The sequence below is a fragment of the Kitasatospora sp. NPDC036755 genome (assembly GCF_040636595.1).
Taxonomy (GTDB): Bacteria; Actinomycetota; Actinomycetes; order Streptomycetales; family Streptomycetaceae; genus Kitasatospora.
In genome coordinates this window covers 1-13830 of sequence record NZ_JBEZUT010000233.1, presented here as the reverse complement: position 1 = coordinate 13830, position 13830 = coordinate 1, and the positions used below count along the sequence as shown (strand labels likewise).

13 protein-coding genes are annotated in these 13830 nt (G+C 74.2%); 7 read left to right on the top strand and 6 right to left on the bottom strand.

What is annotated here, in order from left to right; all coding sequences use genetic code 11:
* The 3 genes from AB0E96_RS28655 to AB0E96_RS28645 form a co-directional block, all read right to left on the bottom strand.
* Window positions 1-1263: sensor domain-containing diguanylate cyclase (locus AB0E96_RS28655; RefSeq protein WP_359828526.1), on the bottom strand; the 1263-nt coding region annotated here is incomplete at its 3' end.
* A gap of 327 nt (window positions 1264-1590) precedes the next feature.
* Window positions 1591-2715, bottom strand: coding sequence for an adenylate/guanylate cyclase domain-containing protein (locus tag AB0E96_RS28650; protein ID WP_359828525.1), 1125 nt, complete (start codon window positions 2713-2715; stop codon window positions 1591-1593).
* Between the two features lie 173 nt (window positions 2716-2888).
* Window positions 2889-3794 (bottom strand): biotin--[acetyl-CoA-carboxylase] ligase, encoded by a 906-nt coding sequence (locus tag AB0E96_RS28645; protein ID WP_359828524.1) that lies wholly within the window; start codon window positions 3792-3794, stop codon window positions 2889-2891.
* A gap of 240 nt (window positions 3795-4034) precedes the next feature.
* On the opposite strand from AB0E96_RS28645, the gene AB0E96_RS28640 reads away from it, so the two are divergent.
* From AB0E96_RS28640 to AB0E96_RS28615, 6 genes are all read left to right on the top strand, one after another.
* A complete protein-coding gene (locus AB0E96_RS28640) occupies window positions 4035-5624 on the top strand; it encodes an acyl-CoA carboxylase subunit beta (RefSeq protein WP_359828522.1) in 1590 nt (529 codons plus the stop codon).
* 29 nt (window positions 5625-5653) lie between these two features.
* Window positions 5654-5875 carry an acyl-CoA carboxylase epsilon subunit gene (locus AB0E96_RS28635; protein ID WP_359828520.1) on the top strand — a complete coding sequence of 74 codons (222 nt, stop codon included), beginning with the start codon at window positions 5654-5656 and terminating at the stop codon, window positions 5873-5875.
* Window positions 5876-6005: 130 nt separating this feature from the next.
* Window positions 6006-6146, top strand: a complete 141-nt coding sequence (locus AB0E96_RS28630) for a hypothetical protein (RefSeq protein WP_359828518.1) — start codon at window positions 6006-6008, stop codon at window positions 6144-6146.
* Between the two features lie 60 nt (window positions 6147-6206).
* A complete protein-coding gene (locus AB0E96_RS28625) occupies window positions 6207-6818 on the top strand; it encodes a nucleoside triphosphate pyrophosphatase (RefSeq protein WP_359828516.1) in 612 nt (203 codons plus the stop codon).
* A 117-nt stretch (window positions 6819-6935) separates the two neighbouring features.
* Window positions 6936-7670, top strand: a complete 735-nt coding sequence (locus AB0E96_RS28620) for a hypothetical protein (protein WP_359828514.1) — start codon at window positions 6936-6938, stop codon at window positions 7668-7670.
* 233 nt (window positions 7671-7903) lie between these two features.
* Window positions 7904-9679, top strand: a complete 1776-nt coding sequence (locus AB0E96_RS28615) for a biotin carboxylase N-terminal domain-containing protein (RefSeq protein WP_359828513.1) — start codon at window positions 7904-7906, stop codon at window positions 9677-9679.
* Window positions 9680-9787: 108 nt separating this feature from the next.
* Here AB0E96_RS28615 and AB0E96_RS28610 read toward each other — a convergent pair whose 3' ends face one another.
* Together AB0E96_RS28610 and AB0E96_RS28605 are read right to left on the bottom strand one after the other, a co-directional pair.
* Window positions 9788-10777 carry a DeoR/GlpR family DNA-binding transcription regulator gene (locus AB0E96_RS28610; RefSeq protein WP_359828512.1) on the bottom strand — a complete coding sequence of 330 codons (990 nt, stop codon included), beginning with the start codon at window positions 10775-10777 and terminating at the stop codon, window positions 9788-9790.
* Window positions 10778-10978: 201 nt separating this feature from the next.
* Window positions 10979-12433 carry an NAD(P)H-quinone dehydrogenase gene (locus AB0E96_RS28605; protein WP_359828511.1) on the bottom strand — a complete coding sequence of 485 codons (1455 nt, stop codon included), beginning with the start codon at window positions 12431-12433 and terminating at the stop codon, window positions 10979-10981.
* Between the two features lie 99 nt (window positions 12434-12532).
* Between AB0E96_RS28605 and AB0E96_RS28600 the strand changes: the two genes are divergently transcribed.
* Complete coding sequence (locus tag AB0E96_RS28600) at window positions 12533-12970, top strand: gamma-glutamylcyclotransferase (protein ID WP_224284955.1); 438 nt, start codon at window positions 12533-12535, stop codon at window positions 12968-12970.
* A gap of 8 nt (window positions 12971-12978) precedes the next feature.
* Here the strand turns inward: AB0E96_RS28600 and AB0E96_RS28595 are convergent.
* The coding region (locus AB0E96_RS28595; protein ID WP_359828509.1) for a hypothetical protein at window positions 12979-13830 on the bottom strand (852 nt) is incomplete at its 5' end.

Below are 13830 nucleotides of genomic sequence, written 5' to 3'. Positions count from 1 at the left end.
GATCCTGATCGCCAGCACGAGGTCCTGGGAGGGCGCGCCCCGGGAGAGGTAGCCGCGGCCGCGCCGCCCGTCCGCCCGGTGGTGCGGGTCGGCGGCGTCGGCGAGCAGCACGGTGGGGTCGGGCGAGAAGCCCGGGCCGTGGCTGCGCCCGGCCACCACGGGGTGGGCGGCCCGGGCGGCCTTGGCCCGGTACTGGGCGGCGTCGGCGAGGCGGAACAGCCGGTCGGGCGTGGTGACGGGCCCGATCGAGTCCCCGGTGGAGGCGACGCCGCAGGCCACGCCCTCGCCCTCGGAGAGCGCGAGCGCCCGGGCGCACAGCTCCTCGGCGACGGCGACCACCTCGTCGGCCTTCTGCCCCTCCACCAGCAGGCAGAACTCGTCGCCGCCGAGCCGGGCGGCGAGGCTGCCGGGGAGCTTGGCGGCGGCCAGCGAGAGCTGGTGGGCGAACCGCTCCAGCAGCCGGTCGCCCATCTCGTGGCCGAGCTGGTCGTTGACCCGCTTCAGTCCGTTGACGTCGCAGACCACCAGCGAGACCACGGTGTTGTCCCGGTTGTGCGCCCGCAGTGCGTCCTCCAGCCGGGCGTCGACGGCGCGCCGGTTGGCCAGGCCGGTGAGCGGGTCGGAGAAGGCGAGCCTGCGCAGGTCGGCGAGGCGCTCGGTCTGCGCCAACCCGGCCGAGACCTGGGCGGCCAGCAGCGTGGCGTAGTCGGCGTCGGCCTCGGTGAACTCGGGCATCCCGGCCGACCGGGCGAGGTAGAGCTCGCCCCAGGCCTGGCCGTGCAGCACGATCGGCGCGACCACGCAGCAGGCCCGCCCGCGCCGGCGCAGCGCCGCGGCGCGCTCCTGGCAGTACGCGCCCGCGGTCGGGTGCGCGTGCCCGGCGTGCGGTTCGCTGTTCTCGGCGCTCTGCAGCCAGGCGCGCGGCAGCCGCCCGGTGGTCCAGCGCTCCTCCAGGTAGGTGACGATCTCGGGGAAGTCGGCGACCGGGTACGACTCGTCCTCGGGCAGCTCCTCCTCCCCCGGGGCCAGGTCGCCGTGGTTGACCAGCACCCGCAGCCGGCCGGACTCGCGGTCCCAGACCGAGACGGCCGCCATGGTGGCGCCGAGCGCCTCGGTGGCCCGCACGGCGGCGGACCGGACGGCCTCCAGCGGGGTGAGGGCGGTGGCCATGTCCTGCGCCAGCTCGACCACGGACTGCAGCCTCAGGTCGGGCAGCGGGTCGGGATGCCGGGAACCGCCGCAGACGCAGTCGCGGTCCGTCATGATCGCCTCGCTGCTCACCGGCTCGCCTCGCTCCCTGTGCCCGGTCCTGCCAGACCCCCGTCGACCGGCCGCACCCGACCGGCCGCTTGCACCAAGACTATGGCGGTTTCGTTCGGTTATGCCCCGTTTGCCCGGGGAGACCCGCAGTCGACCGTACGGGTTTCAACCGCTCGACACCCCGGAGAGCCGTACCCCGGGAACGTGCCCGGCAACAGCGCGCCCGGGAAAATGCCATCGCAGGCGTGCGTCTGCCCCGCCTGCCCGCGCACACGCCCCCGCGCACGCGCCGCGGACCACCCGCCGACCGCGTGCTCCGCGCGCCGGCCGCTACTCGCCCTTCGGCCGCCGGGTCAGCAGCCACGGCTCGACCAGCCCGAGCCCCCGCACCGGCCGCCGCCACATCGGCTGCAGGTGGAACCGGGCCCCGACCTCCGGGCTCGGCATCGGCAGCCCGGAGGCGGGCATGCCGACCGCCGCCGACAGCGCCTCGGCCAGCCCCGGGCCCTCGGAGTCTGCCGGGGCGACGCTGCCGTGCTGCTCCAGCGCGGCGGCGAACTCGCCGTCGATCAGCACCGCGTCCTTGGGCGCGATCGAGGTCAGCCGGCTGGCCAGGTTGACGGTGGTGCCGAAGACGTCGCCCATCCGCGAGGTGACCGTGCCGAAGGCCATGCCGACCCGCAGCGGCGGGATGGTGTCGTCCTCGGCCAGCGCCTCGATCAGGCTCAGCGCGATCTCGGCGGCGGTCGCCGGGTCCTCGGAGACGTAGAGGATCTCGTCGCCCAGCGTCTTGATCACCCGGCCGCCCTGGCCGGCGATCAGGTCCGAGCAGGTGTTCTCGAAGGTCTCGACCAGCTCGCCGAGCTCCTCCTCCTCCAGCCGCCTCGACAGCCGGGTGAAGCCGACCAGGTCGGCGAAGCCGACGGCGAGCCGCCCGCTGGTGATCTCGTGGTCCTCGGCGGCCTGCACCACCCGGCCGGTGACGGCCGCCAGCTGGCGCCGCCAGACGTACACCAGGAACTGCTCCAGCTCCGGCAGCAGCAGCTCGACCAGCGGGTACGCGACGTCGGCCCGGGTCAGCCCGGGCTCGGCGGACTGGGTGAGGTTCTCCAGGAAGGTGTCCATCTGCCAGCCGGCCAGCCGGGCCGTGGTCTGGCCGGTGGAGCGGGCCACCTGGATCGCCATCGACTCGCTGAGCAGCCCGGACTCGACCAGGCCGGCCAGGCGCCGCAGCGCGATCACGTCGCCGTCGGTGAGCGCCCGGGACTGGCCGATGTCCGGGAATCCCATGGCGCGCCAGAACCGGGTGGCCAGCTCCATCGGGACGTCGGCGGCGCGCGCGGCCTGGTACGGGGTGTAGCGGCGCGGCGCGTCCAGGATCAGGCGCTCCAGTTCGAGCGCGACCGTGGGGTCGTTGCCGCCCGCCGTCGCGCCGCTGCTGCCGTCCTCTGCCACCGGTCCGTCCCCGTGCGATCGCCGCACTCGCCTCGTGTCCTACCTGTCCGGGCGCGCAGTCCGCCACCCGGGCGGGCAGTGGCGCGCCTCACACCGCTGCCAGGTGGAATGTTCGCACGGAATCGTCGGATCCGGGGCATCAGCCCGGGTCAAGGGGAGGTGAAGAGTGCCGTTCAGCGGGGCTGGGGGCGGGGTTCGGGGCGCACGTGGACGACGTCGCCCGCGCCGACCGCCCGGCGCACGCCGTCCGGCGTGCGGACCACCAGACGCCCGTCGCCGTCCACCGCCACCGCCTCGCCGACCAGCTCGCGGTCGCCCGGCAGGTGCACCTTCACCCGGCGCCCGAGCGTGGTGCAGCGGTCCACGTAGGCGCGCAGCAGGTCGCTGGCGTGCGGGTCGCCCGCGGCGGCCGTCCACTCCCGGTACAGCTCGGCGAGCTCGCGCAGCAGGGCGCGCAGCAGGGTGCCGCGGTCGGTGGTCGAGGCGCCGGCCAGCGCGAGCGAGGCGGCGGTGGGGACGGGCAGTTCCTCCGCGCGCAGCGAGACGTTGAGGCCCATGCCGACCACCACGGCGCCGCCGGCCAGCTCGGTGAGGATGCCGCCGAGCTTGCGCTCCGCGCCGTCGATCTCCGTCTGGAGGTCGTTGGGCCACTTCAGCCCGACCTCGACCCCGGTGACCCGGCCCAGCGTGCTGGCCGCGGCCACCCCGACCAGGATCGGCAGCCAGCCGTACCGCTCGACCGGCACCTCCTCGGGGCGCAGCAGCACGGACAGGAACAGCCCGGAGCGGGGCGGGGCCGTCCACGCCCGGTCCAGCCGGCCTCGGGCGGCGCTCTGCGCCTCGGCCACCAGCACCGCGCCCTGCCCGGCGCCGGCCGCGGCGCGGGCGGCGAGGTCGCTGTTGGTGGAGCCGGTCTCGGCGACGACGTCCAGGGAGGTCCACAGGCCGTCCGGGACGATCAGGTCGCGGCGCAGCGCCTCCTCGTCCAGCGGCGGACGGTCCAGGTCGGTCCAGGGGGACGGTCCGGCGTGGCCGAAGCCGCGCAGTCCGCTGCGGCGGGGGGTCTCGGGTGCGGTCATGGGGAAAACACTAGATCGGGTACCCGGGTACGGGGCCCAGGCCGCCCCATCGTCCCGCAGAACGGGCGGGGACACACTGTGTCGAGGGTCATGACGCCGGGACGTGCCGCATCGCCCTCCGCGCTGGCTACGCTGCCCAGCGGTAGTTCGTAGCGCCGCCCTGCCCTCAGGCGCGGGCCCACCACCCGGCCCCGCGCGCACTCGAACAGGTCGCGGCCATGGATCAGGGAGAGCCACCGGATGACCGAGGCGTCGTACGACCCCCACACCACCGCCGGAAAGCTCGCCGACCTGCGGCGCAGGCTGGACGAGGCGGTGCACTCCGGCTCCGCGAAGGCCGTGGAGAAGCAGCACGCCAAGGGCAAGCTGACCGCCCGCGAGCGGGTCGCGGAGCTGCTGGACGAGGACTCCTTCGTGGAGTTCGACGAGTTCGCCCGGCACCGGTCGACCAACTTCGGCCAGGAGAAGAACCGGCCGTACGGCGACGGCGTGGTGACCGGCTACGGCACCGTGGACGGCCGTCAGGTCGCCGTGTTCGCCCAGGACTTCACCGTCTTCGGCGGCTCGCTCGGCGAGGTCTTCGGCGAGAAGATCGTCAAGGTGATGGACTTCGCGCTGAAGACCGGCTGCCCGGTCATCGGCATCAACGACTCCGGCGGGGCCCGGATCCAGGAGGGCGTGGTCTCGCTCGGCCTGTACGGCGAGATCTTCCGCCGCAACGTGCACGCCTCCGGCGTCATCCCGCAGATCTCGCTGATCATGGGCCCCTGCGCGGGCGGCGCGGTCTACTCCCCCGCGATCACCGACTTCGTGGTGATGGCCGACCGGACCTCGCACATGTTCATCACCGGCCCCGACGTGATCAAGACTGTCACCGGCGAGGACGTCGCGATGGAGGAGCTGGGCGGCGCGCGCACCCACAACGCCAAGTCAGGCAACGCCCACTACCTGGCCTCGGACGAGAAGGAGGCGATCGAGTACGTCAAGAGCCTGCTCTCGTACCTGCCCTCCAACAACCTGAGCGACCCGCCGTCCTACCCCGAGCAGGCCGATCTCACGGTCACCGAGGAGGACCTCGAACTCGACACCGTCGTGCCGGACTCGGCGAACCAGCCGTACGACATGCGCAAGGTGATCGAGCACATCGTCGACGACGGCGAGTTCCTGGAGACCCAGCCGCTGTACGCGGGCAACATCATCACCGGCTTCGGCCGGGTCGAGGGCCAGTCCGTCGGCATCGTCGGCAGCCAGCCGATGGACCTGGCCGGCTGCCTGGACATCAACGCCAGCGAGAAGGCCGCCCGCTTCATCCGCACCTGCGACTCCTTCAACGTCCCGGTGCTGACCTTCGTCGACGTGCCCGGCTTCCTGCCCGGCACCGAGCAGGAGTGGGACGGCATCATCCGGCGCGGCGCCAAGCTGATCTACGCCTACGCCGAGGCCACCGTCCCGCTGATCACCGTGATCACCCGCAAGGCCTTCGGCGGCGCGTACGACGTCATGGGCTCCAAGCACCTGGGCGCCGACCTCAACCTGGCCTGGCCGACCGCGCAGATCGCGGTGATGGGCGCGCAGGGCGCGGTCAACATCCTGCACCGCCGGGAGATCGCCGAGGCCGAGGCGGCCGGCACCGTCGAGGAGAAGCGCGCCGAGCTGATCGCCTCGTACGAGGACACCCTGCTGAACCCCTACCTGGCGGCCGAGCGCGGCTACGTGGACGCGGTGATCGCGCCGAGCGAGACCCGCCGCCACATCGTCCGCGGCCTGCGGGCGCTGCGCGGCAAGCGCGAGGTGCTGCCGCCGAAGAAGCACGGCAACATCCCCCTGTAGGCCCCGTCCCTGTCGGGAGAGAACCAGCCATGTCCCCGATCCACGTGCTGCACGGGCAGCCGACCCCCGAGGAGCTGGCCACCGTCCTGGCGGTGGTCCAGGCCCGGGCCGCCGCCGCGCAGGCCGCCGCCGAGGCGGCGCGCCTGGCCGGTGCCGGCCCGGCCTCCCCCTGGAACGACCGCGCCCGCCTGCTGCGCCCCGCCGTGCGCCCGGGCGTGAACGCCTGGCGGACCTCGGGCTGGGCGCACTGAAGTCCCCGCCCACGAGAGGGGGGCCGGCACCGCCGGCCTCCCTCTCCGCGCGTTCCGGGCGCCCGCTTTGCCCGGAACATGAGTACGGATACTCAGGCGCCCGCGGCCCGGCGCGGCGCACTCTGGACGGGTGCTCTGGTCAGATCCCCGCGACGAGCCCTCGCCCGAGGCCCGTCGGATGCAGAAGCGGATGCAGCGGGCCGGCCGGGTGCTCGCCGCCCTGGTGCTGGTCGGCGCCGTGCTGATCATGCTCTCCCGCTCCTTCACCTGAGCCGTTCACCCGAATGGCGGACAGCCGTCCCCAGGACCGGCACCCCCTAGGCTGGTGGCCATGACCGACCAGCGCGCCCTCGTCCTCGCCTCCGCCTCCCCCGCCCGCCTCGGACTGCTGCGCCAGGCGGGCCTCGACCCGCGCGTGGTGGTCAGCGGCGTCGACGAGGACGCGATCACCGCCGCCACCCCCGCCGAGCTCGCGCTCGTCCTGGCCGAGGCCAAGGCGAAGGCCGTCGCCGCCGAACTCGCCGACGGCGAGCTGGTGATCGGCTGCGACTCCGTCCTGGAGCTGGACGGCCTGGCCCTCGGCAAGCCCGCCGACGCCGCCGAGGCGCTGGCCCGCTGGCAGTCGATGCGCGGGCGCGCCGGCGTGCTGCGCACCGGCCACTGCGTGATCGACACCGCGACCGGCCGGCAGTCCTCGGCCACCGCCTCCACCACCGTCCGCTTCGGCACCCCGGACGACGCGGAGATCGCCGCGTACGTCGCCTCCGGCGAACCGCTGCACGTGGCCGGGGCGTTCACCCTGGACGGCCGGTCGGCGCCGTTCGTCGACGGCATCGACGGCGACCCGGGCAACGTCATCGGCCTCTCGCTGCCGCTGCTGCGCCGGCTGCTCGCCGACCTCGACGTGCGCATCACGGACCTCTGGGCCCGCACCGACGGCTGACCGGACGGTCCGGATCCGACAAAATCCGGGCGACAGACCTGGGACAACCGGCCGACGACAGCCGGATTCCTCCCCCATAGGCTGACCGCGGTCTCGAACGCGGAAGGGAGGACGGCGGTGACCGACAGCGTGCTCAACGTGGTGCTGGGCCTCGTGGCCAGCGCGATCAGCGCCGCCCTCGGCTGGCTGGCCCAGGTGCTGCGGCGGCGCCGCAAGGTCGAGCGGGTGCGGCAGTTCTTCGGACTGCCGGCCGGCAGCGAGTGCCTGATCGTGGTGCCGCGCAGCATCGGGACGGGCTCGCACGCCCACACCGTCACCCGGCGCGACGCCTACGCGCTGATGTGGCTGGCCGGCCTGGTCGAGGAGTGCGGGGCGCGGCCCGAGCTGGTCGCCCACGACGCCGCGCACCGCGGCCTGGGCGCCAAGACCGAGCTGTGCCTGGGCGGTCCGGTCAGCAACGAGCGGATGGCCGCGCACCTGGCCTGGGGCCTGCCCGGGGTGACCGTCACCTCCGGTCCCGAGCGGGGCTCCAACGTGATCCTGGTCGGCGAGCTGGACTTCGGCGCCGGCCACGACCGGACGCACGTCCTGCTCGCCCGGATCGCCACCCCGGACGGCGGCCGCCCGGTGTTCCTGGTCTCCGGCCAGACCGGCACCGCCAACCAGGCCGGAGTGCGCTACCTGGTGGCGCACCACCGCCGGCTCGCCCGGACGTACGGCCGGGACGGCACCTTCGCGCTCGTCCTGCGGGTGGTCAACCCGGAGGCGTACGGGCCGGACATGGTCGAGGTGGCGGCCGACGTGACGGCCGAGGCACTGCGGCGGCCCGAGATCCGCTCGGGCGCCGATTGAGCCGCCGCACGAGAGTGTGGCCCACGCCACCTCCCGCCACGCCGCCGGGCGGTCACCCGCTGTGGCCCCCGCCGATCCGGGCGGACCGGCACCGACCTGCGAAGTCGCCCGAGGGGCCGTCCTCGGGCCGGGAAATCCATCACCGAGCGTGTGGGATAGTTCACAACCCGGGGCTACTCGCCGGTACTGCCCGGGAATCCATAAACTCAACGAGGTTCAAGAAGGGAGCCACAGTGCGCAAGGTGCTCATCGCCAACCGCGGGGAAATCGCCGTCCGCGTCGCCCGGGCCTGTTCGGACGCCGGTATCGCCAGCGTCGCCGTGTACGCCGAGCCGGACCGGGACGCGTTGCACGTCCGCGCGGCCGACGAGGCTTACGCGCTGGGCGGTGACACCCCCGCTACCAGCTACCTGGACATCGCCAAGGTCCTCAAGGCAGCCGCCGACTCCGGCGCCGACGCCGTCCACCCCGGCTACGGCTTCCTGTCGGAGAACGCCGAGTTCGCCCAGGCCGTCCTCGACGCGGGTCTGATCTGGATCGGCCCGCCGCCGCAGGCCATCCGCGACCTCGGCGACAAGGTGACCGCCCGGCACGTCGCGCAGCGCGCCGGCGCCCCGCTGGTGGCCGGTACCCCGGACCCGGTCGCGGGCGCCGACGAGGTCGTCGCCTTCGCCCGGGAGCACGGCCTGCCGGTCGCCATCAAGGCGGCCTTCGGCGGTGGCGGCCGCGGCCTCAAGGTCGCCCGCACGCTGGAGGAGATCCCCGAGCTGTTCGAGTCCGCGGTGCGCGAGGCCGTCGCCGCCTTCGGCCGCGGCGAGTGCTTCGTCGAGCGCTACCTCGACAACCCGCGGCACGTGGAGACCCAGTGCCTGGCCGACAAGCACGGCAACGTGGTGGTCGTCTCCACCCGTGACTGCTCGCTGCAGCGCCGCCACCAGAAGCTGGTCGAGGAGGCGCCCGCGCCGTTCCTGACCGCCGAGCAGAACGCCGAGCTGTACCGGGCGTCCAAGGCCATCCTGAAGGAGGCCGGCTACGAGGGCGCCGGGACCTGCGAGTTCCTGGTCGCGAAGGACGGCACGATCTCCTTCCTGGAGGTCAACACCCGTCTGCAGGTGGAGCACCCGGTCACCGAGGAGGTCACCGGCCTCGACCTGGTCCGCGAGATGTTCCGGATCGCCGACGGCGAGGAGCTCGGCTACGGCGACCCCGAGGTGCGCGGCCACTCCTTCGAGTTCCGCATCAACGGCGAGGACCCGGGCCGCAACTTCCTGCCCGCGCCCGGCACCGTGACGCTGTTCGCCCCGCCGTCCGGCCCGGGCGTGCGCCTGGACTCCGGCGTGGAGACCGGCTCGGTCATCGGCCCGGCCTGGGACTCGCTGCTGGCCAAGCTGATCGTCTCCGGCCGCGACCGCAAGCAGGCCCTGGAGCGGGCCCGCCGCGCGCTGGCCGAGTTCAGGGTGGAGGGCATGGCCACCGCCATCCCGTTCCACCAGGCGGTCGTCGCCGACCCGGCGTTCGCGCCCGAGGTGCACGGCAGCGACGAGCCGTTCAAGGTCTACACCCGGTGGATCGAGACCGAGTTCGACAACACCATCCCGCCGTTCGCCGGCGCGGCCGGTGACGGCGACGAGGCCGAGACCCGGGAGACCGTGGTGGTCGAGGTCGGCGGCAAGCGGATCGAGGTCTCGCTGCCGTCCTCGCTGGGCGTCACGGCGGCCCCGGCGGCCGGTGCCGCGGGTTCCGCCAAGGCCAAGCGCCGGGTGGGCGCCAAGAAGGCCGGCTCGGCCCTCAGCGGCGACACCCTGGCCTCGCCGATGCAGGGCACCATCGTCAAGGTCGCCGTGGAGGAGGGCCAGGTCGTCGCCGAGGGCGAGCTGATCGTGGTCCTGGAGGCGATGAAGATGGAGCAGCCGCTGAACGCCCACAAGGCGGGCACCGTCTCCGGCCTCAAGGCCGAGGTCGGCGCGAGCGTCAGCAGCGGCGCCGCGCTCTGCGAGATCAAGGACTGACGCCGGGCCCCGGCTCCCGGACCGGTCCGTACGCCCCTCGGGGTGTGCGGACCGGTCCCGTTTCCGCGGGCGGTTCGACGGGCCGGGCCCGGTTCCTCCGGGTGCGGCTCAGCGCCCGCGCGGCAGGCCCAGCTCGGCGAGCCGGGCGGGCATGCCGCCCGGACCGGCGTGCCCGCCGTGCGCGCCGGGGCGGCGCTGGCCGGGCAGCGGGGCGCCGCCGGGGGGCGGGCCGCCGCGGCGGGCCATCGGGCCGGGCTGGGTCTGGTGCACCGGGCCGCTGCCGGTGCCGTGCACCGGGACGTCCCCGCTCGGTCCGCCCAGCGGGGCCAGGTCGACCTGCACCCCGCAGTCGGCGAGCGCGTCCAGCTCGCGGACGGTGGCGTCGTCCGCGGTGGCCTGCTCGTCGGTGACCAGCCGGGTGATGGTCTCGGTGGCGACGGTCTGGAACATGCCGGCCGCGCCGAGCTTGGTGTGGTCGGCGAGGACGATCACCTCGGCGGCCGCCAGCACCATGGCCCGGTCCACGCTCGCGGACAGCATGTTCGCCGTCGACAGCCCCCGTTCGGCCGTCAGCCCGCTGCCGGAGATGAAGGCCTTGTTGACCCTCAGCCCCTGCAGCGACTGCTCGGCGCCACTGCCCACCAGCGCGTAGTTGGAGCCGCGCAGGGTGCCTCCGGTCATCACCACCTCGACCCGGTTGGCGTGCGCCAGCGCCTGCGCGACCAGCAGCGAGTTGGTGACCACCGTCAGCCCGGGCACCCGGGCCAGCCGGCGGGCCAGCTCCTGGGTGGTGGTGCCGGCGCCGACCACCACCGCGTCCCCCTCCTCCACCAGGCCGGCGGCGAGGTCCGCGATGGCGCTCTTCTCCGCCGCGGACAGGTGGGTCTTCTGCGGGTAACCGGGTTCGCGGCTGAAGCCGCCGGGGAGCACCGCGCCGCCGTGCCGGCGGTCGAGGAGCCCTTCTGCCTCCAGCGCCCGCACGTCACGGCGCACGGTCACTTCGGAGGTCTGGACGACGCGGGCCAACTCCCGGAGCGAGACGGCTCCGTTGGCGCGCACCATTTCGAGGATCAACTGGCGACGTTCTGCAGCAAACACAGAACCGACGGTAACCTGCGTGACCGTCTGCTTTCAGGCGTTTGCAGCTAGTAGCGGGAATTGCTCACGCACGAGCGGCGCGTGACCGTAGAATACGCGCCGCCATCCGGACCGGGACTGCGCCCGCCGTCCGGGTGACGGACGTGCCCGCGAAAAGGGCGGCCACCGATCGGTGGCCGCCCTCAACTGTGCGCCGGACGCTCAGGATTCGCCGTCGGCCCGCTTGCGAACGTGCAGCTGCCGGGCGGCCTCGGCGGTCGAACCGGAGACGGACGGGTAGACGGTGAAGGCGCTGGCCACCTGTTCGACCGTCAGATTGGCGTCCACCGCGAGCGCGATCGGGTGGATCAGCTCGCTGGCCCGCGGGGCGACGACCACGCCGCCGACCACGATGCCGGTGCCCGGGCGGCAGAACAGCTTCACGAAGCCGTCCCGGATGCCCTGCATCTTCGCCCGCGGGTTGCCGCGCAGCGGGAGCTTGACCACGACGGCGTCCATCTTGCCGCACTCCACGTCGGCCGCCGTGTAGCCGACGGTGGCGATCTCCGGGTCGGTGAAGACGTTGGAGGCCACGGTCTTGAGGTTCAGCGGCTGCACCGCGTCGCCGAGCGCGTGGTACATCGCGATCCGGCCCTGCATGGCCGCCACCGAGGCGAGCATGAAGACGCCGGTGCAGTCGCCCGCCGCGTAGACGCCCGGGGCGCTGGTGCGGGAGACCCGGTCGACCTGGATCTGGCCCCAGTCGTTGAGCTTGACCCCGGCCTCCTCCAGGCCCATCTCGGAGGTGTTGGGGATCGAGCCGACCGCCATCAGGCAGTGGGTGCCCTCGATGACCTTGCCGTCGGCCAGCATGACCTCGACCCGGTCGCCGATCCGCTTGACGCTCTCGGCGCGCGAGCGGCCCATCACGTTCATGCCGCGGCGGCGGAAGACGTCCTCCAGCACCTCGGCGGCGTCCGGGTCCTCACCCGGCAGCACCCGGTCGCGGCTGGACACCAGGGTCACCTTGGACCCGAGCGCCTGGTAGGCGCCGGCGAACTCGGCGCCGGTCACGCCGGAGCCGACCACGATCAGCTCACGGGGCAGCTCCTCCAGGTCGTACACCTGGGTCCAGGTGAGGATCCGCTCGCCGTCCGGCTGGGCGTCCGGCAGCTCGCGCGGGTGGGCGCCGGTGGCGATCAGCACCGCGTCGGCGCGCAGCGACTGCACGGAGCCGTCGGGCGCGTCCACCAGCACCTCGCGGGAGCCGTCCACGGCCTGCCCGCCGGTGCCGAGCCGGCCGCGGCCGCGCAGCACGGTGACGCCGGCCCGGGTGACGGACTGGGTGATGTCGTGGGACTGCGCGATGGCCAGGCGCTTCACACGGCGGTTGACCTTGCCCAGGTCCACGCCGATCACCCGGGCGGCCTGCTCGACCGGCGGGGTGTCGTCCGCGACCAGGATGCCCAGCTCCTCGTACGAGCTGTCGAAGGTGGTCATCACCTCCGCGGTCGCGATCAGGGTCTTCGACGGAACGCAGTCCGTGAGCACCGCCGATCCACCCAGACCGTCGGTGTCGACGACGGTCACCTCCGCGCCGAGCTGTGCGGCGACCAGGGCCGCCTCGTAGCCGCCGGGTCCGCCACCGATGATCACGATCCGAGTCACGTTCCCCATTGTCCCGCACGCCGGTACCGGTGCCACGCCGGGGTCCGGGCTTCCGTACCTTCGTCCAGTCGCCGCGGCCCGCCCGCCGCCCGGGCTACGCTGGCCCCCATGCCCCTTTACGCCGCGTATGCCACCAACCTCGATGCCCGGCAGATGACCCGCCGGGCCCCGCACTCCCCGCTGCGCGGCACGGGGTGGCTCGCCGGCTGGCGGCTCACCTTCGGCGGCGAGCAGCTCGGCTGGGAGGGCTCGCTGGCCACCGTCGTCGAGGACGAGAAGGACCAGGTCTTCGTCTCGCTGTACGACGTCGCGCCGATGGACGAGGAGGGGCTGGACCGCTGGGAGGGCGTCCAGCTCGGCATCTACCGCAAGATCAAGCTGCGCGCGCAGACCCTGGACGGCGACATCCCGGTCTGGACGTACGTGCTCAACGACTACGAGGGCGGGCTGCCCGCGGCCCGCTACCTCGGCCTGATCGCCGACGCCGCGGAGAGCGCCGGCGCCCCGCACGACTACGTGATGGATCTGCGCCGCCGCCCCTGCTGAGGCCGGCCCTACGGCCTCGGCCCCCAGCCGCGCGCGGTGTCCGCCAGCACCCCGGCCACCACCGCGCGCCGGGCCGGCTCGGTGCGCAGCCCGTTGCCCAGCTCGACGTGCAGCCACGGCACCCCGACGCCGGCCGCGAACCGGCCCTCGACGTTGGTGGTGCCGCCCAGCTGCCCGCACTTCTCCCGCCAGGCCCGGCAGACCGCGTACCCGGCCCGGCCCAGCCCGCCGGCGGTGAGCTCGGCGGCCGTCCCGGGCTGCCCGACGCCGGGCGAGACCACCGCGTCCTGCCCGGGCAGGCTGCCCTCGTCGAAGCCGTGCACCTGGATGCCGGGCACCCCGCGTCCGGCGAGCGCCTCGATCACGGCCGCGAAGACGGTGTCGGTGCGGTGCGCGACGTCCGAGGAGCCGTCCGGTCCGGCCCGGCGGTGCGCCCCGGCGAGCACCAGCACACCGCCCGGCGCGGCCCGGAACACGTCCACCCCGAGCGCCTCGGTACGGGCGTCCGACACCGGGTGCGGCACCTGCACGGACCAGGCCGCGCGGGCCGAGAGGTCCAGGTAGACCCGGCCCCAGCCGCGGCTCGACTCGGCCGTGGCGTCGGCCAGCTCGGCCACCCGGCGGCCGGTGACGGCCTCGGTGAACTCGGTGCGCCGGTAGCCGACCCGGGCCAGCGCGCGGTCCGCCTGCTCGGGCTGCCCGTCGAGCAGGCCCAGGACGCCGTCGGCCAGCGCCCGGCGCTGCGCGGCGTCCGGCACGGTGTACGCGGCGGGGCCGCCCGGCGCGAAGCCCTCGGCGAACTCGTCCACCCGGGCCGCCAGGTCCACCGGGGCCGGCCCGGTGGGCGTCGTCCGGGAGGT

Bases quoted from the DNA above. Each gene is read 5' to 3' on its own strand.
- AB0E96_RS28645 (WP_359828524.1), bottom strand. From the start codon at position 3,794: ATGACCGCACCCGAGACCCCCCGCCGCAGCGGACTGCGCGGCTTCGGC.
- AB0E96_RS28640 (WP_359828522.1), top strand. From the start codon at position 4,035: ATGACCGAGGCGTCGTACGACCCCCACACCACCGCCGGAAAGCTCGCC.
- AB0E96_RS28635 (WP_359828520.1), top strand. From the start codon at position 5,654: ATGTCCCCGATCCACGTGCTGCACGGGCAGCCGACCCCCGAGGAGCTG.
- AB0E96_RS28625 (WP_359828516.1), top strand. From the start codon at position 6,207: ATGACCGACCAGCGCGCCCTCGTCCTCGCCTCCGCCTCCCCCGCCCGC.
- AB0E96_RS28605 (WP_359828511.1), bottom strand. From the start codon at position 12,433: ATGGGGAACGTGACTCGGATCGTGATCATCGGTGGCGGACCCGGCGGC.
- AB0E96_RS28600 (WP_224284955.1), top strand. From the start codon at position 12,533: ATGCCCCTTTACGCCGCGTATGCCACCAACCTCGATGCCCGGCAGATG.